Source organism: Paraburkholderia sp. FW306-02-B, assembly GCF_058782725.1.
This window is the reverse complement of sequence record NZ_JBYSXZ010000002.1, coordinates 549971-569767: the sequence shown is the minus strand read 5'-3', so window position 1 is coordinate 569767 and position 19797 is coordinate 549971. Positions and strand designations below refer to the sequence as shown.

Genomic DNA, 19797 nt, shown 5'->3' with positions numbered 1-19797 from the left:
AGAAGGCACAGTTCAAATCGTGCCGGCTTCGCGCAGCGCGTCGATCCGTTCGCGGTCGTAGCCGAGTTCGCGCAGGATGGCGTCGGTATGCTCGCCAAGTGCGGGTACGGGGTCCATGCGCGGGTCGAAGCCGGTCGGCAAGCCAGGCGGCAATAAGGCGGGCACCGTGCCCGCCGACGTGCCGACTTCGTGCCAGCGCTCACGCGCCTTCAACTGCGGATGCGCCCACACGTCGGTCAACGTGTTCATCTGCGCGTTGGCGATACCGGCGTTGTCGAGCCGCTCGATCACCTGCGCGGCGGTCAGCTTCGCGAACGCGGCGACAATCGCGTCACGCAATGCCCCGCGTGCCGACGTGCGTTTTGAATTCGATGCGAAGCGCTCATCGGCAGCGAGTTCAGGTTGCACGAGCACGCGCTCGCAGAAGAGTTTCCATTCGCGCTCGTTTTGCAGACCGAGCATCACCGTCTTGCCGTCGCCGGCAGGAAAAGGTCCATACGGATAGATGGTGGCGTGAGCGGCGCCGGACAGCGCGGGCGGCTGTTGACCATCGATCGCGTAGTACAGCGGATAACCCATCCACTCGACCATGCTCTCCAGCATCGACACATCGATCCGGCAACCGCGCCCCGTGCGGCCACGCAATAGCAGCGCGCTGAGAATGTTCGAATACGCGTACATGCCGGCAGCGATATCGGCGATCGAGCAACCGGCTTTGGCCGGCGCATCCGGCGAACCGGTGATCGACAGAAAGCCGGATTCGCTCTGGATCAGCAGGTCGTACGCTTTCTTGTCGCGATACGGGCCATCGGCGCCATAGCCGGAAATATCGCAGACGATCAGCTCCGGGTACTTCGCGCTCAACCCGTCATAACCGAGCCCGAGCCGGTCGGCCGCACCGGGCGCGAGGTTCTGCACCAGCACGTCGGCATCGGCGACCAGCGCATCCAGGATCTCCGCCGCCTCGGGCTGCTTGAGATCGAGCGCGAGACTTTCCTTCGAGCGATTGGTCCAGACGAAATGCGAAGACAGTCCATGCACGCGCTCATCGTAGCCACGCGCGAAATCGCCGACACCCGGCCGTTCGATCTTGATCACGCGCGCGCCGAGATCGGCAAGCTGACGCGTACAGAACGGCGCGGCAATCGCATGTTCGAGCGTGACGACCTTGATACCGTCGAGTGGTCTCATGTGTGTGTCAGCCCGGAAATCAGAACGAACGCGGCAGCCCGAGAATATGCTCGGCCACGTACGAGAGAATCAGATTGGTGGAAATCGGCGCAACCTGGTACAGACGCGTTTCGCGGAATTTGCGTTCGACATCGTATTCGCAGGCGAAGCCGAAACCGCCGTGGAATTGCAGACATGCATTGGCCGCTTCCCACGAAGCATCGGCGGCGAGAAGTTTCGCCATGTTCGCTTGCGCGCCGCACGGCTCGTGCGCATCGAAACGGCGCGCCGCGTCGAAACGCATCAGGCTCGCCGCTTCGACGTTGATGAACGAGCGCGCGATCGGGAACTGCACGCCCTGATTCTGGCCGATCGGGCGGCCGAATACGACGCGTTCTTTAGCGTACGCGGTGACCTTGTCGACGAACCAGTAACCGTCGCCGATACATTCCGCGGCGATCAGCGTGCGCTCCGCGTTCAGGCCGTCGAGGATGTATTTGAAGCCTTGCCCTTCTTCGCCGATCAGATTCTCGGCGGGGATCTCGAGGTTGTCGAAGAACAGTTCGTTGGTCTCGTGATTGACCATGTTCAGAATCGGCTGCACCGTCATGCCGTGGCCGATCGCTTCGCGCAAGTCGACGATAAAGATCGACATGCCTTCCGATTTCTTCTTCACGTCCGAGAGCGGCGTGGTGCGCGCCAGCAGGATCATCAGATCCGAATGCTGCACGCGCGAGATCCACACCTTCTGGCCGTTGATCACGTAGCGGTCGCCGCGTCGCTCGGCAGTGGTCTTGATCCTGGTGGTGTCGGTGCCGGTGCTCGGCTCGGTCACGCCCATCGATTGCAGACGCAGATCGCCGCTGGCGATCTTCGGCAGATACTTGCGCTTTTGCTCCTCGGAGCCGTGACGCAGCAGCGTGCCCATGTTGTACATCTGGCCATGACACGCGCCGGAGTTGCCGCCGGCGCGATTGATTTCTTCCATGATGACGGACGCTTCCGTCAGCCCCAGTCCCGAGCCGCCGAAGTCCTGCGGAATCAGCGCGGCAAGCCAGCCGGCTTTGGTCAGCGCGTCGACGAACGCTTCGGGATAGCCGCGTGCTTCGTCGATCTTGCGGAAGTACTCGCCGGAGAACTGCTGGCACAGATCGCGAACGGCCTCGCGAATGTCCTGGAAGGAATCCTGTTGCGTGGTTTGCATAATCGAATCTCGTGTAGTTCAGGCCAGCGCGGCCGTCGCGCGCATCGTCAGATAGCCTTCGTGGTCTTTGGCCCACAGGTCGATGGTCTTGCCGTCGGCGGAAGGTTTGCCGCAGACCGTGAAAGGCTGGCCGGCGAAGGTCGGGCGCAGCGCCTTGAACGCGAAGCTTTGCAGCGTCGCATTGGGCTGTTCGCGGCGCACCAGGTCGACCAGCAAGGTCGCAATCAACGGACCGTGGACGATCAGGCCCGGATAGCCCTCCACCTGCGTGACATACGGGTAGTCGTAATGGATGCGATGGCCGTTGAAGGTCAGCGCGGAGTAGCGGAACAGCATCACCGCGTCTGCGTCGATGGTGCGCCGCCATGTTTCGCCTTCCGGCGCAAGCGCCGGCTGCGGCGGGCGGGCGCCCTCTTGCGGCGCGTCGCGATAGACGATGTCGTGTTCCTCTTCGAGCTTCAGTTCGCCGTCGGCTTCGATCGCATGCTGCACGGTGACGAACACGAGACGGCCCGACCGGCCGGTCTTGTCTTCGATATTGGCGATGGTGGAGGTCCGTTTGGCGTGCTCGCCGACTTTGAGCGGCGCGTGAAAGGTCAGGCGGCCACCGGCCCACATGCGGCGCGGCAACGGCACTGGCGGCAGGAAACCGCCGCGCCTGGGATGGCCGTCCGGCCCGACCTCGGACAAAGGCGCGGTCGGCAGAAAGTACAGCCAGTGCCATAGCGGCGGCACCGTATTGCCGCTTTCTGTCCGATCGAGCGTGGCGGCCATAGCCGTCAGCGGAAAGGCCGTGATGTCGTCCTCGGTCACCGCCTCCTTGTTGAGCCAGTCGTCGAGTTTCTCGGGGGAGGCAAACATGTGCGAAGTCTCCGAATACGCTTATTGGGGTTTAATAGGGTCTTACTATGAACCCGGCGCTGCGTTTCGCGAAGTTTGCATTTTTGAACCGGGCCTTTTCCTTTGCTTAAGACGCCCACGCGGCGGGCGCTCCGGCTACGCTTCGCCGCGCAAATGGGCGGACGCTTCGTCTTCGATGCGCTGCCAGATTTCGATCGCCATCGGCTTTTCGCCTTCTTCCATGATGTGGCCGACCAAACCGATCGCGCGCGCCATCACGCCGAAGCCGCGCACGATCCGCCACGGGAAACCGAACTCGCAGCAGATCGCGCCGAGCGCGCCCGTCGCGTTGATCGGCAACGCTTTGCCCGATGCGCGTTCGGCTTCGGCGCCGATCCGTTGCATCAGCTTCACATAGTCGCCGGACATGCCGTTCTCGGCGGCAAGCTGAAACAGACGCGGCGTGCGCGGGTCGATCGGCTTGTGCAGCGGGTGGCCGAGGCCCGGCACGGCGGCGCCACGTGTGCGATAGGCGGCGACAGTGTCGCGCGCGATCTGTTCGAGGTCGGCGTTGGCGGTGCCGGCTGGCAGCGCTTCGGACAACATCCGGCACGCACCTTCCATACTGCCGACGAATACCGAGCCGAGCCCGCACAGCCCGGCCGCGACCGCGGCCTGCAACGACTCCGGCGCACCGGCATAGGTCATACGCGCGGCAATCGCGCTAGGTGTCATGCCGTGTTCGACCAGCGTGATCAGAATCGCGTTGAACATCGCGGACTGTTCCGGCGTGGCCGCTTTGCCGGTCAGCTGCAGGTACGCGAAGTCACCAAGGTTCATGTGACCGAGCACTTCGTTGGGCAGATCCTTGCCGCGCACGACGATGCGATCGGGCGTGCTGTAGGCAATATCGGAGCGGATCAGAGGTTTGGGCGTTCTGGACATGATCGTCGTGAATCCTGTGGTCGATTCAATGGAAAAGGCTTTGCGCCAGCCAGCATTCAGCTTAGTTCAGCTCGCCCGTGGTTGAGCACCAGCACGTCGCGCTCCAAAGCAAGCGAGCGGAAGTTCACCACGCCGTTGTCGAGCCAGAGTTCGGTACGGATCGTTTCTCCCGGATAGACCGGCGCTGTAAAGCGCGCGTACAACGACACCAGCTTCTCCGGCGCGCCGGCGCAAGCGGTTTTCAGCACCGCGTGACCGGCAACACCCCACGTCGCGAGACCGTGCAGAATCGGCCGTTCGAAGCCCGCCGCGCGCGCGACAGCGGGGTCGGCATGCAGAGGATTGTCGTCCCCGGAAAGGCGGTAGATCAATGCCGTTTCGGGGCGCGTCGGCAGATCGCAGACGGCGTCCGGCGCGCGCTCAGGCATCGGCGGCGGACCCGGCAACGGCTCATCGGAAGGTTGACCGTTCGCGCTGAAACCACCGTCGCCGCGGCAGAAATTCAGTTGCTCGACGGTGGCCAGGAGCTCACCGCCGGCTTTGTCCGTGACGGTACGCTCGATCAGCACCAGCGCGCCCTTGCCCGGACCTTTATCGACGATCCGCGCCACCTGCGAGCGTCCGACGATGGTTGCCGCCACCGGCAAAGGCCGATGAATCCGCAGCCGCTGCTCGCCATGCAACAGCTTCACCCAGTCGATGCCGGTGCCGGGATGCTTCGCCCAGAAACCCGGATAGCCGAGCACGACGGCGAAGGTCGGCGGCACGCGCAATGCCTTCTCGTAGACGAACGGCAGATCGTCGGGATCGAGCGGATCGCTGCCGTAGCCAAGCCCGAGGCTATAGAGGATCGCGTCGCGTTGAGTGTAGGTCTGTTCGATATCCTCGAACGGCCAGTTGCGCAGCGTGTGGTAGTCGATCGTCATGATGGTTGCTGTGACTTAGGCAGCCGGCCACTGAAACAGCGGCGTCGATTTGTCCTTGAAGCGCTGCACTGCTTCACGATGGAAGTCCGTTGAAAACGCGATTCCCTGCGCGGCCGACTCGATCTCGAGCATGCTGCGCAGATCGACCCCTGGCGACTGATTCAACGCGCGCTTGGCAAGCCCGAACGCAACCGATGACGCGCCGGCCAGGCTACGGGCGATTTGCATCGCGCGTGCGTGCAGTGCTTCCGGCTCGACAATTTCAAACACGGCACCCATGCGTTGTGCTTCTTCGGCATTCACCTCGCGTGCCGTGAACACCAAGTCTTTCGCCCTTGAAAGACCGATCACGCGCGGCAGCGTATAGAGCGCACCGCAGTCAGGGACGAGCCCGACCTTCATGAACGGCATGCAAAACCGCGCGCGCGACGTGGCCACGACGAAATCCGCAGCCAACGCGAGGCTGAAGCCCGCGCCGTAGGTGACGCCGTCCACTGCGGCAATCACCGGACGATCCAGATCGAGCAGCATGCTGACCCAGCCATGCAGATCGTCGATGCGATTGCGGCCGGCTTCGGCGCTTTCGACATTCATGCCGCGCACGTCGCCCCCCGAACAGAAATCCTGACCGGCGCCGCGCAGCACGACCGCACGAATCGAACGGTCCTGACGAATTGCGTACACGGCGTCGCGCAAGCCGGTGCGCATCGGCATGTTCATCGCGTTCTTCTGCTCGGGACGGTTCAACGTGAGCGTCGCGATGCCCGCGTCGGCATCGACGTCGAATAACAAGGCGCTGTCGCTCATGCCGCGACCTCCGGCTGATCGAGACTCGCCAGCGCGAGATCGAGCGCTTTCAACAGATGCGCGGCTTCGACGCCGGCAAACTCGACGTCGCCGCGCGCGAGAAACGCTTCGATGTGGCGCTCGCACACTTCACGCGTGGCGGGCAGTCCAGAGAAACCGTCCTCAAGCCATTCGACCGAGCAGATCGGCCGCGGATGCCAGTCGCCATTGACGATCGCGCGCACAACGATGCCGTCGCGTACCAGCAGACTTAGCCAGATCAGCCCGGCGGGCGCTTTTTCGCGGCCCCGGCCGACGCGGTCGCCGTCGCGCATCAACGGGCCGTAGCGCACCGCTTCGCTCTTCTCGTTGAACCAGCTATCGCTCGTCAATTCCTGCGCATACTGCCGAGCCAGCACCTGCTCTTCAGGCATCAACGCGCCGTCCTGCAGCGGCGCGCTGTCGAACGCGCGCCGCATGCACGCGGCGACCCATGCGATCAACTCTTCATGTGTGATCGAGCGCTCAAGTTCCTTCTCCAGAAACGTGTAACGCGAGCCGAGATCCTTGTGCTTCTTGTCGCGGGTCTTCTCGGGTGCGAGCGGCATCGCCTGCGCGGCGATCTCCGTGTTGATCGCCTTGATGTTCAACAGGATGCGGAAGGTCAGCACGCCGCCTTCGATCTTCAAGGACGTCGCGACCAATTTACGGCCGTCGATTTCGACATCGTTCAAGGGCCGGTACGACGCCGACAGATCGAACACGTCACGCAAACTCCCGGCGACGTGGCTGAGAATCGTCGGGAATGCGATTGCCGCGGTGAGCGGCACGCCGGGCACGCTGGTCGGCAGATACAGCGCGAGAAACGCCGAACCCTTGCCTGCATAGATCGCTCCGCCACCGTTCACGCGGCGCCGCGTCAGCACGCCATTGCTGCGACAGAACGCGAGATCGAGCACTTGATTCGGGTCTTCGTTGACGCCGATCGTGATGCTGTCTTCGTTGAAGATGTTCAGATAAACGGTAGGCGGTGCGATGCCGTCGGCCACGGCACGCTCGACAGCAGGCGAAACCGAAATCGAAAAGTCCGCATAGCTGTCATGCCCGACGATGAAACGCCAGGGCGCGCGGTTCGCTTCACTGCTCATGCTGTGCTCCTTTGATCGGTGACGATATGAGTGCCATCGAGCTTCGCGACCGCTTCAACGGCGTCGGCGCTGATGAGGGTTTGCTGTTTGAACCGGGCCGCAATTGCGTCGACGGCGGCAGCCGCCGGCGAGCCTTCGAGTTGCAAGGTCAGGTGATCACCGCCGTGCGAATTGCGCGACACGACGAGGCGGTAGGCGCCGCTCAACCCATCGATACCAAGCAACACGGTCCGCAATTCGGACGGATACACCTTCACGCCCTTGATCTTCAGCATCGAATCGGCGCGGCCGAAGACGACGCGCGGCAGCGAAACCGTGCGGCCGAATAGCGGCTCGGTGCGTTGCAGCACCGTGAGGTCACCGGTGCGATAGCGCACCAGCGGTTGCAATTCTTTCATTAGATGTGTGAGCACAAGTTCGCCGCGCTCGCCTTCCGCGACCGGCTGGCCGCTATCCGGATCGATCACTTCGGCATGGAGCAATTCGTCGAACACGTGTACGCCGGTGCCGCCAGGAAACGTTCGAGCAACCGGCAGACATTCGGATAGAGAAAAACTGTCGATCAGCAGCGTGCGGGGCATTGCTTCACGCACGCGCCGATATAACGCTTCATTACCCGTGAATGCCTCGCCACCCGCGAAAAACACGCGCGGCACCGGACAACCGGCTTCGATCAGCTTGAGCGCGTGCGACGGATTGCCCGTCAGTACAGTGACGCCGCAGCGGCGTGCGATATCCGCCGCGCGTTCCGTTTCGCCCGGACCATGCGGAATACACGCGACGCCGCGCGCTTCCATCTGACTTTGATAAAACAGTCCCGCGACAAACAGGTGGTATCCGAACGTAACCAGGCAAACATCGCCGGGGCCGATGCCGCATGCGTCGAGATGCTGGCCGCAGGCTGCTTCGATCGCACGCAGATCGGCGGCGCTGTACAGAATCGGCACGAGCGACGCCCCCATCGGCGTGAGATGCACCCGCACCGGCGGCACATGTGGCGCGAACGCGCCATAACCGGTTCGACTCATCTCGGCGACCAGATCCGCGCGCGACATCGACGGCACGCGCTCCGCGAATTCCGCCGCACTCGTCACGCGGGACGGCAGACGTCCCGCGTAAAACGGATGCTGTTGCAGCCGCTTGAGCTGCGCGTTCAATCGATCGAGCATGTCTCCTGCTCCTTGTTGTTTTGACTGCGTTTGCTACGGCGTGAATCGCACTGCGCTATCAGGCCCGCTCGAAAATCGCCGCGATGCCCTGGCCACCGCCGATGCACATCGTCTCCATGCCATAGCGGCCCTTACGGCGCTGCAACTCATGCAGCAGCGTGGTCAGCATACGTACGCCGGTCGCGCCGATCGGATGGCCGAGCGAAATGCCCGAGCCGTTGACGTTCAGCCGCGACTCGTCATGCCAGCCCCACCCCTTCAACACAGCCAGCACCTGGCAAGCGAACGCTTCGTTCAGTTCGACAAGGTCGAGTTGCTCGAACGACAAGCCGGTTTTCTGAAAGAGCTTCTGCACCGCCGGCACGGGGCCGATGCCCATCGTCGCCGGCTCGCAACCGGTCGCGGCCCAGCCGACCAGATAACCCATCGGCGTCAAACCGAGTTCTTCGAGCTTGTCTTCCGCGACGACCAGGCATGCCGCCGCCGCGTCGTTCTGCTGGCTCGCGTTGCCCGCGGTCACGGTGCCGTCCTTTATCAACGGCCGCAGTGTTGCGAGCGATTCCACAGTTGCGTCCGGTCGCACGCCTTCGTCGCGCGAGAACATCAGCGCGTCGCCTTTGCGTTGCGGCACCTGCACGGGCACCACCTCGTCGGCGAACTTGCCCGATTCCCACGCGGCCGCGGCTCGCTGATGACTACGCACCGCATACGCATCCGCTGCGTCGCGCGTAATGCCGTACTGCCTGGCGAGGTTCTCGGCGGTTTCGATCATTCCGGCGATGTAGCCGAAGCGCGCTTCCGGTTGCGAACGCTCGCGGCCACGATCGAGCCGGTCGTGCAATTTCACCGAGCCCGCGCGCGAGCCCCAGCGCATATCGGTGCTGTAGTACTCGATATTGCTCATGCTTTCGACACCGCCCGCGATAACGGCATCGGCGGCGCCGCTTTGCACCATCATCGCGGCGGTGACGATCGCCTGAAGGCCGCCGCCGCAGCGTCGGTCCAGTTGCATGCCGGGCACATGCACCGGCAAACCCGCTTCGAGCGCGGCCCAGCGTCCGACGCACGGCGTTTCGCTATTCGCATACGACTGCGCGAACACGACGTCTTCGATACGCGCCGGGTCGATGCCGCTCTTCGCCAGCGTCGCGCGAATCGCGGTGGCCGCGAGGGCTTCGACAGAAACCGGCCGCAGGCTGCCGCCGAACGTGCCGACTGGCGTGCGAACCGGTGCGACGATCGCTGCTCGTTTCATCTCGGATGTCCTTATAGGAATGGGGTGTTATGAGGAAATGGCTTCGCTGGGCACGCGGCCGTGATGCGATGCCGCGGCTAGCGCGTCGCGCGCTTCGGGCGGGGCGATGTCGAGCATTCGTTTCACGCGCTGGCTCAACGAGAGTCCGCGCAAATCGGCCACGCCGTATTCGGTGACGACCAATCCGACGTCGCTGCGCGGTGTGCTGACCGGACCGGAGAGCTGCGCGACGATCCGGCTGCCATGCCGCGAACGGGCGGGCAGCGCGACGATCGGCAAGCCGCCGCGCGAGCGGGCGGCGCCACGTAGAAAATCGACCGCGCCGCCTACCGAACCTAAATACTGTCCACCGGCCACTTCGGCGTTGACCTGGCCGGTGAGGTCCACTTCGATCGCCGAGTTGATCGCGGTGAAGCGATCGATCGCGGCCAGCACGTCGATATCGTGCGTATAGGCGGTCGAGCGAAATTGCACCGCCGTATTGCGATGCGCGAAACCGTAAATCTTGCGGCTGCCCATCATCGTCCCTGCGATCGTGACGCCGCGGTCGTTGCGCTTGCCTGCATTCGTGATGACGCCATGCGCCATCAGCATCGCCACCGCATCGCCGATCGCGCCGCTGTGAATGCCGAGATCGCGGCGGTCGGCGAGATTCGCGAGTATCGCTTCAGGCAACGCGCCGAGCCCGAGTTGCAGCGTGGCGCCGTCTTCGATCAGCGTGGCGACGTGCTGGGCGATGCACGTTTCTATTTCGCCTGGCGCGGTGCGCGGCGTTTGGAGCGGGGTGCGGTCGGTATGGATCAGCACGTCGAAATCAGCGTCTGTCAGCATGCGCTCGCCGTACGTCCACGGCGCGGCCTCGTTCACTTCGGCGATGACGATGCGCGCTGAGTCGAGCAGCGGCACCAGGTATTCGTGCGCGATCGAAAAGCTGTAACGGCCATCGGCATCAGCCGGCGCGACTTGCAGCAACAACACGTCGACCTTGCACGGACCCTCGGCTAATGCGCTGCGCAATGCCGAGTAATGCGCCGGCACAATGTCGAGCACGCCCGCCGCCGCCAGCTTGCGATTCGTGCCCGAACCGCAATACGCGGTCAGATCGATCACATCCGCATGCTGCGGCAGCAATGTCGCCGACCACGACGCCCCGAAGAACACCTTGAAGCGCCCACCGATCGAGTGCCGCTGCGCGACCAACGCTTCGGTCAGCGTGCAGGGTTCCGCGCCACCTTGTCCCCAGCACACCCTGTCGCCGGGGCGCACAAACCTTGCGAATTCGAGCTGCGGCGCGTCGAGCTTGAGCGCGCTGCGCATTGTCACACCGGATCCCAGCTGAACACATCGGCCGACACATCGAGCGAATGGAATGCCGAGCGCAGCGCCGGCATTGCGTGCTCGGCAATGCTCTCGGGCGTCCAGCCTTCGCCGCGATGCACCGAGCGCACCGGCCGCGGCTGACTGATCACGAAAATTTCGTTGTTGCGCACGGCAAAGATCTGACCATTGACCTCGCGAGCCGAATCGCTGGCGAGATACACCGCGAGCGGCGCGATCTTGGCAGGCGTCATCTGTTTGATCTTGCCGACACGTGCTTCCTGTTCCGCGGAATCGACCTTGATCGAACTGATCATGCGGCTCCACGCGAACGGTGCAATGCAGTTCGAGCGCACGCCGAACTTCTGCAGATCGAGCGCAATGGATTTGGAAAGGCCCGCAATGCCGAGCTTCGCAGCGCTGTAGTTGGCTTGCGCGAGGTTGCCGATCAGACCCGAGGTCGAAGTCATATGCACGAACGCGCCGGAACCCTGTTCCTTGAAATGGCCGGCTGCGGCGCGCGATACGTTATACGTGCCGTACAAATGCACCTTGAGCACCGCATCCCACTCGTCGCTGCTCATCTTGTGAAAGAAGCGGTCGCGCAGGATGCCCGCGTTATTGACCACGCAATCCACGCGGCCGAACACGTCCAGCGCGTTTTGCACGATATGTTCCGCGCCTTGCGCATCGGCGACGCTGTCGGTATTGCTCGTCGCGCTGCCGCCGAACGCCGCGATTTCGTCGACCACGCTTTGCGCCGGCCCTGCATTGCGGCCTTCGCCTTCCAGCGTCGCGCCGATGTCGTTGACCACGACCTTCGCGCCCTGACGCGCCATCAGCAACGCGATATCGCGGCCGATGCCGCCACCCGCGCCGGTTACGATCACCACCTTGCCATCCATCATCTGCTGCGTTGCCATGCAGTTCGCTCCTCTGTCTCCTGTGTCGACCCGGTTTCGGTTCGATTCGATTTCGATGCAGCTTGACGCATCGTTCGCACAAGGACAATTTGGATATGCCGAATCCCCAATTCGGCTAGCATTAACCCGTAGTTCGCCTAGTGTCACAAAGCGCACGGCAGCGCAATAATGGGCCTGCACTCCCTTGGACAACTCCATGCATTTCGATCTCGTCGATCTCAAGCTCTTCATTCACATTGCTGAAGCAAGCAGCCTGACACGCGGCGCGGAACGGGCACATCTGTCGCTGCCGGCGGCCAGCACGCGGATCAAGAATCTGGAGGAACAGGTCGGCGTCAAGCTGTTGAGCCGCACGAGCCAGGGCGTCACGCTCACCCCGCCCGGCGAAACGCTGCTGATGCACGCACGGCGCGTGTTCCAGCAACTTGAAAAGCTGACTGGCGATCTGCAGGAATACGCGGAAGGTGTGAAGGGCCACGTGCGCGTATTCGCCAACACCACCGCGATGAGCGAGTTCCTGCCCGCGGTCTTGCGCACCTATCTCGTGAATCACCCAGACGTGTACGTCGATATGCACGAGCGTCTGAGCCCCGATATCGTCAAGGCGGTGCAGGAAGGCATCGTCGATATCGGCATCGTCGCGGGGAACGTGCGCACCGATGGACTCGAAGTCATGCCTTACCGGCGCGACCGTCTGGTGCTGGCAACGGCATTGAGCCATCCGCTCGCACAAAGCAAAAAGATCGATTTCGCCAATACGCTCGATTACGACTTCGTTGGCCCGCCTGAAGCGAGCGCGATCTACGGCTTCCTGAAGCGCGCGTCGGCCGACTTGCAGCGCTCGATGCGCTGGCGCATCCAGGTCAGCAACTTCGAAGCCGCGTGCCGGATGATCGAAGCGAACATCGGCATCGGCGTGCTGCCCGAAGGCACCGCACGCCGCCACGCGCGGACCATGGCCTTGCGCATCATCCCGTTGACCGACGAATGGGCGGTGCGCAAGCTGCAAATCTGCGTCGCCGATCGCCAGGCGTTGCCGCTCTTTGCACGCAAGCTTGTCGATCTGCTAGTGGCCGACGGTATTGGCCGCCTCGAATAAGCGCTTTCAGCTATCAGCTTTCAGCGCGCGAAATACATGTCGTGCAGCGTTTCCACATCCACGTCAGCCGCACGCGCAGATAGCGTGACCTTGCCGCCCTGCATCAGATACACCTGATCCGCAACCCGCAGCGCCATATTGGTGTTCTGCTCGACCAATACAATCGTGCGCCCCTCTGCTTTCAGCCGCGCGAGAATCTCGAACACTTCCTGCACCACCACCGGCGCGAGCCCCAACGACGGTTCGTCGATCAGCATCAATTGCGGCGACGACATCAGCCCGCGCCCCAACGCCAGCATCTGCGCCTGACCACCCGACAAGGTTCCCGCGGGCAAGGCGCGGCGCTCCTTCAATAGTGGAAACAGAGCGAACACTTCTTCGAGCTGGGTTTTCGCGGCACTGCGGCGCGCTTTCGGAAACGCGCCCATCATCAGGTTCTCCTCAATCGACATGTCGCGGAAAATCATCCGCCCTTCCGGCACCATCGCGATGCCACGCTCGGGCAAGTCCCATGTGGGAACGCCGGCAAGCGATGCGCCCTCGTACACGATCTGCCCGCGCTGCGACGGCAGCAAGCCCATGATCGCGCGCAGCAGCGTGGTCTTGCCTGCGCCATTCGGTCCGACGATGGCAGTCACTTCGCCGCGCGCCACGGTGAGCGACACATCCCACAGCACGTTGATCGCGCCGTAGCCGGCTCGCACTGCATTCAACTCAAGCATCGATCACCTCTCCGGTATAGCTCTTCACGACCGCTGGATCGCGAAACACTTCGGCGGGCGGTCCATCGGCGATCAGCTGGCCGAAGTTCAGCACGCACACACGGCGGCACAGATTCATCACCGTCTCGATGTCGTGTTCGATGATCAGGATGCCCACGTGGTAGCGCTCGTGGACGTCCATCAGCGTCTTCATGAAGCGGCGCTTGCTGGCGGTCTCGAGTCCGCCGAGCACTTCGTCGAGCAACAGCAGTTTTGGACCGGTGGCGAGCGCCTTCGCCACTTCGAGCGCTTTCAGTTCAGTCAGCGCCAGTTCTGTGGCGGCGTTGCGTTCCGCTTTGCCGCTCAAGTCGAGGAACGCGAGAATCTCGTCGATGCGCGCGTGATCCACCTGCCCTGCACCGAAGCGTTGCGCGACGATCAGGTTCTCGCGCACAGTAAGTTCGTGCATCGGCTGCGGCACCTGGAACGTGCGGCCGATGCCGAGGCGCGCGCGACGATGCAGCGATGTCTTCAGCATGTCCGCGCCTTCGAAACTGATCGAGCCTTGCGTGGGCCGTACCAGTCCGGAGATCGCATTGAAAAGCGTGGTCTTGCCCGCGCCGTTCGGACCGACGAGACCCACCAGATCGTTCTTGCCGACTTCCATCGACACGTCGCGGACCGCCGTGATGCCGCCGAAGCGGATCGTCACGTTGCGCAATTGCAGTTCAGCTTGCGGCATACGCACCTCGTTTGGACTTTCTGAAAGCCATCGCCGTGAGGCCGGCAGGACTGACGATGATCATCGCGACCAGCAGCATGCCGAGCACGATCTGATGACCGGTGGGCAGCAAGCTCTTCAGAACCAATTGATCGGCCAGATACACGACGACCGCGCCGACCAGCGGCCCGACGATCGTGCGGTAGCCGCCGAAGATCGCCGCGATGATCGGCACCACCGCCCACGTGGCGTTGAACGCGTAGTCGGGTTCGAGAAAGTTGATGTAGTGCGCGTTGAAAGCGCCGACCAGTCCCGTCATCAACGCGGACAGCATCAGCATCGACAACTTCAGCAGCACACTGTTCACGCCGACCACGCGCGTTGCGTCTTCGGACTCGTGCATCGCGCGCAGCGCGAGGCCAATGTAACTGCGCCGGAGAAAGTGATAGACCACCGCGAAAATCAGCACGAGCGTCAGGATCACCAGATAGCCGCCGGTCTTCGAGCCGAAGTCGAAACCGGCCGCCTTCGGCAAACTGGGAATACTCGACAAACCGCTCGAACCGCCGGTGAGTCCCGAGAACTGCGTCGCGAGAATGCGGAAGATCTGCGCATACGCGAGAATCGCCAGCGCGAAATACGGGCCTTTGAGCCGCAGTGCAGGCAACATCGCCACCGACGCGACCACCGCGCCCGCGCCGCCCGCCAGCATCGCGGGAAACACGGGCCAGCCTGCTTTGAGCGTCAGCAACGCGGAGATATACGAGCCGACGCCGAAGAACGCGCTGTGCCCGAAGCTCACCATGCCGCCGAGATTCCCGAGCAAGGCCCACGCGAGCGCGACACCGGCGATCGTCAGAGAAGCGACCGCGAGACTCATCAGATACAGGTCGTGCCCGAGCACGAGCGGCACGCCGAGATACAGCGCGACAACCACCACGGCCAGCATTAGATTGCGAGTCATCCTCTTCTCCGGGCAACACCGAACAAACCGTTCGGCAGCACATACAGCACCAGCAGAAACAGCAGCATGCCCGCCAGTTCCTGCAACGCTGAGCTATACAGCGTGACCGTCAACGCCTCGGCAATGCCCAACAGCATCGCGCCGAGCAGCACGCCCGGAATCGAGCCGATACCTGCGAGCACGGTGATGATGAACGCCTTCACCGTCATCGCCTCGCCGATCGAAGGCTGGATTGCGCTGCTCGCGTACATCGCGACGCCCGCGCACGCCGCCAGCACGCCGGCGACGAGAAACGACACGAGTTCGGTTTTGCGTGGATTGATGCCCATCAGCCGCGCCGCGTCGCGATTGCTGGAAATCGCCCGCACCGCACGGCCGTACCATGAGTGCGACAGCCACCACCACAACGCACTCATCAGCACGACGCTAATACCGAACGACAGCAATTCGCTGCGCATGCTCAGCAAGTTTCCGAGCATCACGCCGTCTTGCAGCCACGCGGAATTGGTCGAACGGACATCCGCGCCCCAGATCAGCAATACGCCGTTGGTCAGGATGATGCCGAGCCCATAGGTGAGAATCAGCGAATTCAGCTCACGGTCGCGCGCGATCCGGCTGACCAGAAACCATGCCGCGCCCGCCGCCGCGCACACCACCGGAATCACGACGGGAATCGCGAACACCGGATTGATGCCGAGCCGCGTTTCGAACGAGTAAGCGATGTACGCGGACAGCAGCACCAGTTCGCCGTGCGCGAGATTGATGATGCGCATCGAGCCGAACACCAGCGCAAGACCGAGCGCGACCAGCGCATACGCGCCGCCCACCAGCACGCCGGAGTAAAGCGACTGCAAGATCAGATCGGTCATGGCAACTCCTGAGTCGGCACGCTGTTCGGACGTCGCGCCGGTTGGCGCAGCGAATGCGGTATCACCATGGCTGCGCCGGGTAATTCAGCTTGCCGGTGGCTTTGTCCTTCGGCCACACCACGACAACTTTGCCGTCCTGGATCTGCGCCATATTGTTCAGGAACGCGGGGTTGTCGCCCTTGCTGTCGAAGTGCACGGTGCCGATCAGCGTGTCGAACGGTTGCGCGCGCAATTCGGTGGCAATGCCGCCGTTCTTGAGCGTGCCCTTTTCCGCGGCGCTCGCCAGCGCCTGGAACAGCACCATCGATTGCACGTACGAGAACTCGGCTAGATAGTCCGGGTCCTTGTTATAGGCCTTCTGATACGCGGCGACGAACGCCTTGCCTTCCGGCGACGCGAATTGCACCGGATGCGGCAGCATCGCGTTGCCGACCGCGTGGTTCACCAGCTCCGGAAATTCGCTTGCCATCTTCGGCGTGGCGAGCGACCAGCAGCCGACCACCGCCTTCAGTTGCGGCTTGAGCACTTTCGCCGCGCGCAGGATACCGATGTAGTCGTTTTCGTAGCCCATCATCACCATCACGTCGGGCTTGTCCTGCAACTTGATCTTGTTGACGATCGGCTTGAAGTCGGTCATCGCCGGGTCGAACTCGTGCACCGTGACTTTGACGCCCTTTGCGGTCAACGCGGCGGAAACGTCTTTCGAGAGATCGGTGGTGGCCTGTTTGGTCGACGATACGATCGAGACCGACTTGACGTTCATGTCGGTGAGCAAGCCCACCATCGCTTTCGAATAGCCTGACGCGGGGCCGACGCGAAAGAAATTCTTCAGCCCACGCGAGGTCATCGCGCTATCCACGCCACCCGACGTGATGTACACGAGTCCGGCCTTTTCTGCGGCTTCAGAAGCGGGACTGACCGAGTTCGACCCGTAGCCGCCGGTAATCGCCAAGACGCCTTGCGACGCGAGCTTTTCCACCGCGGAGACCGCTTTGGCGGGCTGCGCTTCGTCGTCGACGACGGTGAGCTTTACCGTGTGTTTGCCGCTGCGCCGATTGAACACGTCGGCTGCGACCTGGATGCCTTCGAGCTGCGCGTTGCCGGCACGCGCCATGCCGCCGGTCAACGGCAATTCGACGCCGACCGGCAATTCGGCGGCCTGCGCCCATGAGGCGAGCGCGACCGTCGACCAGGCGGCCAATGTTTTGACTAGCCCAGTGCGAGGCATAGTATGGCTACGTTTCATGCGTGTCTCCTGCTTTTGTATTTCTCGAACCGTCGATCTGTCGAGCACAGCGGTCACAATCACTGCCCCGCCGCGCGCATCATGTTGCGTGCAATCACGATCTGCTGAATCTGGCTGGTGCCTTCGTAGATACGGAACAGGCGCACGTCGCGATAAAAACGCTCGACGCCGTAGTCGGCCATATATCCCGCGCCGCCGTGAATCTGTACTGCGCGATCCGCGACCCGTCCACACATTTCCGATGCGAACAGCTTCGCGCACGACGCTTCCGTGCTGACGTTCTGGCCCGCATCGCGTTTTCCCGCCGCATCGAGCACCATGCAGCGCGCCGCATACAGTTCCGTTTGACTGTCGGCAAGCATCGCCTGGATCAGCTGAAACTCCGCGATCGGCTGGCCGAACTGCTTGCGCTCCATCGCGTAGCGCAATGCATCGTCGAGCACACGTTGGGCCACGCCGACGCAGATCGCCGCGATATGAATCCGGCCCTTGTCGAGCACCTTCATCGCCGTCTTGAAGCCGACGCCTTCCTTCCCGCCGATCACGTTCTGCGCCGGTACGCGGCAATTTTCGAAGATCACGTCGCAGGTATGTGCGCCCTTCTGGCCCATCTTGCGGTCGCGCTTGCCGAAGCTGATGCCCGGCGTATTCGCCTCGACGATAAACGCCGTGATGCCGGCCGCACGCGGCTCATCTGGATTGGTGCGCGCCATCAGCGTGAAAATGCCTGCCTGCGGCGCGTTGGTGATGAAGCGCTTGGTGCCGTTCACCACGTAGTGATCGCCCACACGTTCAGCGCGCGTTCTGAGCGACGCCGCGTCCGAACCCGACTCCGGCTCCGTCAACGCAAACGATGCGATCGTCTCGCCGCTCGCGAGCTTCGGCAGCCATTGTGCTTTCTGCTCCGCGGTACCATCGATCACGATGCCCTGCGAGCCGATGCCGACCGTCGTGCCGATGATCGAGCGAAACGCGGGCGAGGTTTTGCCGAGTTCGAACATGACCAGCACTTCCTCTTCCATCGTCAGATCGAGGCCGCCGTATTGCTCGGGAATCGTCAGACCGAAGAGACCCAGCGCCTTCATGTCGTCGACGATATCGGCGGGAATTTCGTCGGTCTCGGCGACGCGCTCTTCGTTCGGCACGAGACGTTCGCGCACGAAGCGCGCCACGTTGTCGAGCAGAACGTTCATGGTTTCCTGATCGCGGATCATCGCTGCTTAGCCTCTTTCGTGAATGCGTATAAGTGCGGCACGCGGCTTACCACGGCACACCGGGGTAGACGGGTTTGGCCGTCGCATAGTCGGCGGGCCACACCACGGCCAGCTTGCCGTCGTGCGTGAACTGGCCCATGTGCGCGACGTAGCCGGGGTTGTCGCCGCGTGCGTCGAAGCTCACCTTGCCGAGGAAGGTGCCGTCGGCGGCGCTTTGGCGCAGGCTGTCGGCGAGGCCGCCTTTATCGAGCGTGCCTGCCTCCTGCGCTCGGGCAATCGCGTCGAACAGCAACTGCGCGTAGGCGAACGACGTTTGCGACTGATAGTTCGAGTCGGTCTTGAAGAGCCGTCGATAGGTGTCGGAAAACTCACGCTGATCGGCCGAGCGGTAATCGGCAGGCGACGCGAGCACGGTCGCGCCGTACACGTTCGGCACCAGATCGGGAAACGACGCGGCCATTTTCGGGCTCGCGAATGCCCACGGGGCGGCAATTGCTTTCAGATTCGGCTTGAGCACTTTCGCGGCGCGCAGGATGCCGACGTAGTCGTTTTCATAACCGATCATTGCCATCGCGTCCGACTTGTCCTGCAACTTGACCTTGTTGATGATCGGCTTGAAGTCGGTCATCGACGGATCGAACGCGTGCAGCGTGGTCGTCATGCCTTTCGCTTTGAGCGCGGTGTCGAGTTGCTGTGCGAGATCACTGGTGGCGTCCCTGGTCGAATACACGATCGACACCGACTTCACGCCCAGTTGTTCGAACAGGCCGAGCATGCCCTTCGTATAGCCCGGTGTATTGCTGACGCGAAAGAAATTCTTGAGACCGCGGCGGACCATGTCGTCGCTGGTGCCGCCCGAGGTCACATAGACGATGCCGGCCTTGCTCGCGGCTTCGGATGCGGGTCCTGCGCAATTCGAATTAGCCGCGCCCGCAATCGCCACGACGTTTTGCGACGCGAGCTTTTCGACGGCGGCCACTGCCTTGGCCGGATTCGATTCGTCGTCGATTGCGACCAGCGTGACCTTGTTTTGCGGATTGTGACGGTTGTAGACATCGGCGGCGACCTGGATGCCGCGATACATCTCGGTGCCAGCCTGGGCGAGCGGGCCGGTCAACGGCAACTCGACGCCGACGCGCCACTCGGTGGCGTTTGCCTGCGCTTGCACGCCGGCGAATAACAGGGGAAAAGCGCAGAACCCAGCGGCCAGCCGGCCGCGTAGCGCGAACTGTTTCATGTCTCCTCCGTGGCCTTTGGCGGCCTGTTTTTCGGGGTTACGTTGTGCCGCTTTGTGTTGCCA

General features: G+C 62.9%; 19 protein-coding genes. 1 reads left to right on the top strand and 18 read right to left on the bottom strand.

The window, feature by feature from the left end; translation table 11 throughout:
• Positions 1-12: 12 nt before the first annotated feature.
• From AC3WOG_RS23520 to AC3WOG_RS23470, 11 genes are all read right to left on the bottom strand, one after another.
• On the bottom strand, positions 13-1191 hold the full coding sequence (locus AC3WOG_RS23520) for a CaiB/BaiF CoA transferase family protein (protein ID WP_492580329.1): 1179 nt from the start codon (positions 1189-1191) through the stop codon (positions 13-15).
• 19 nt (positions 1192-1210) lie between these two features.
• The gene (locus AC3WOG_RS23515; RefSeq protein ID WP_492580328.1) at positions 1211-2374 is read right to left on the bottom strand and encodes an acyl-CoA dehydrogenase family protein; all 1164 of its coding nucleotides are present in this window, start codon (positions 2372-2374) and stop codon (positions 1211-1213) included.
• Positions 2375-2392: 18 nt separating this feature from the next.
• Positions 2393-3235: an HTD2 family dehydratase gene (locus tag AC3WOG_RS23510; protein ID WP_492580327.1), complete on the bottom strand. Its 843-nt coding sequence runs from the start codon at positions 3233-3235 to the stop codon at positions 2393-2395.
• Positions 3236-3370: 135 nt separating this feature from the next.
• Positions 3371-4159 carry a citryl-CoA lyase gene (locus AC3WOG_RS23505; RefSeq protein WP_492580326.1) on the bottom strand — a complete coding sequence of 263 codons (789 nt, stop codon included), beginning with the start codon at positions 4157-4159 and terminating at the stop codon, positions 3371-3373.
• 56 nt (positions 4160-4215) lie between these two features.
• Positions 4216-5085, bottom strand: coding sequence for a MaoC/PaaZ C-terminal domain-containing protein (locus AC3WOG_RS23500; RefSeq protein ID WP_492580325.1), 870 nt, complete (start codon positions 5083-5085; stop codon positions 4216-4218).
• 15 nt (positions 5086-5100) lie between these two features.
• A complete protein-coding gene (locus tag AC3WOG_RS23495) occupies positions 5101-5892 on the bottom strand; it encodes an enoyl-CoA hydratase/isomerase family protein (protein ID WP_492580324.1) in 792 nt (263 codons plus the stop codon).
• Positions 5889-7019 (bottom strand): lipoate--protein ligase family protein, encoded by a 1131-nt coding sequence (locus AC3WOG_RS23490; protein ID WP_492580323.1) that lies wholly within the window; start codon positions 7017-7019, stop codon positions 5889-5891. The genes AC3WOG_RS23495 and AC3WOG_RS23490 overlap by 4 nt, the downstream gene beginning before the upstream one ends.
• The gene (locus AC3WOG_RS23485) at positions 7016-8188 is read right to left on the bottom strand and encodes a phenylacetate--CoA ligase family protein (protein WP_492580322.1); all 1173 of its coding nucleotides are present in this window, start codon (positions 8186-8188) and stop codon (positions 7016-7018) included. Before AC3WOG_RS23485 ends, AC3WOG_RS23490 begins: the two co-directional genes overlap by 4 nt.
• Before the next feature lie 58 nt (positions 8189-8246).
• Complete coding sequence (locus AC3WOG_RS23480; protein WP_492580321.1) at positions 8247-9443, bottom strand: acetyl-CoA C-acetyltransferase; 1197 nt, start codon at positions 9441-9443, stop codon at positions 8247-8249.
• Between the two features lie 27 nt (positions 9444-9470).
• Positions 9471-10760, bottom strand: a complete 1290-nt coding sequence (locus AC3WOG_RS23475; RefSeq protein ID WP_492582419.1) for an acetyl-CoA hydrolase/transferase family protein — start codon at positions 10758-10760, stop codon at positions 9471-9473.
• Positions 10761-10762: 2 nt separating this feature from the next.
• Positions 10763-11668, bottom strand: a complete 906-nt coding sequence (locus AC3WOG_RS23470; protein ID WP_492582418.1) for an SDR family NAD(P)-dependent oxidoreductase — start codon at positions 11666-11668, stop codon at positions 10763-10765.
• A 211-nt stretch (positions 11669-11879) separates the two neighbouring features.
• On the opposite strand from AC3WOG_RS23470, the gene AC3WOG_RS23465 reads away from it, so the two are divergent.
• A complete protein-coding gene (locus tag AC3WOG_RS23465) occupies positions 11880-12782 on the top strand; it encodes a LysR substrate-binding domain-containing protein (RefSeq protein ID WP_492580320.1) in 903 nt (300 codons plus the stop codon).
• A 20-nt stretch (positions 12783-12802) separates the two neighbouring features.
• On the opposite strand, the gene AC3WOG_RS23460 is transcribed toward AC3WOG_RS23465, so the two are convergent.
• The 7 genes from AC3WOG_RS23460 to AC3WOG_RS23430 form a co-directional block, all read right to left on the bottom strand.
• On the bottom strand, positions 12803-13504 hold the full coding sequence (locus tag AC3WOG_RS23460) for an ABC transporter ATP-binding protein (RefSeq protein ID WP_492580319.1): 702 nt from the start codon (positions 13502-13504) through the stop codon (positions 12803-12805).
• Complete coding sequence (locus AC3WOG_RS23455; protein WP_492580318.1) at positions 13497-14225, bottom strand: ABC transporter ATP-binding protein; 729 nt, start codon at positions 14223-14225, stop codon at positions 13497-13499. The genes AC3WOG_RS23460 and AC3WOG_RS23455 overlap by 8 nt, the downstream gene beginning before the upstream one ends.
• Entirely contained in the window at positions 14212-15168 is a 957-nt protein-coding gene (locus AC3WOG_RS23450) for a branched-chain amino acid ABC transporter permease (RefSeq protein WP_492580317.1), read from the bottom strand. The genes AC3WOG_RS23455 and AC3WOG_RS23450 overlap by 14 nt, the downstream gene beginning before the upstream one ends.
• Positions 15165-16037 carry a branched-chain amino acid ABC transporter permease gene (locus AC3WOG_RS23445; RefSeq protein ID WP_492580316.1) on the bottom strand — a complete coding sequence of 291 codons (873 nt, stop codon included), beginning with the start codon at positions 16035-16037 and terminating at the stop codon, positions 15165-15167. Before AC3WOG_RS23445 ends, AC3WOG_RS23450 begins: the two co-directional genes overlap by 4 nt.
• Positions 16038-16098: 61 nt before the next feature.
• On the bottom strand, positions 16099-17283 hold the full coding sequence (locus AC3WOG_RS23440) for an ABC transporter substrate-binding protein (protein WP_492580315.1): 1185 nt from the start codon (positions 17281-17283) through the stop codon (positions 16099-16101).
• Positions 17284-17342: 59 nt separating this feature from the next.
• Positions 17343-18497: an acyl-CoA dehydrogenase family protein gene (locus tag AC3WOG_RS23435; RefSeq protein WP_492580314.1), complete on the bottom strand. Its 1155-nt coding sequence runs from the start codon at positions 18495-18497 to the stop codon at positions 17343-17345.
• Positions 18498-18543: 46 nt separating this feature from the next.
• Positions 18544-19734, bottom strand: coding sequence for an ABC transporter substrate-binding protein (locus AC3WOG_RS23430; RefSeq protein ID WP_492580313.1), 1191 nt, complete (start codon positions 19732-19734; stop codon positions 18544-18546).
• Positions 19735-19797 lie beyond the last annotated feature (63 nt).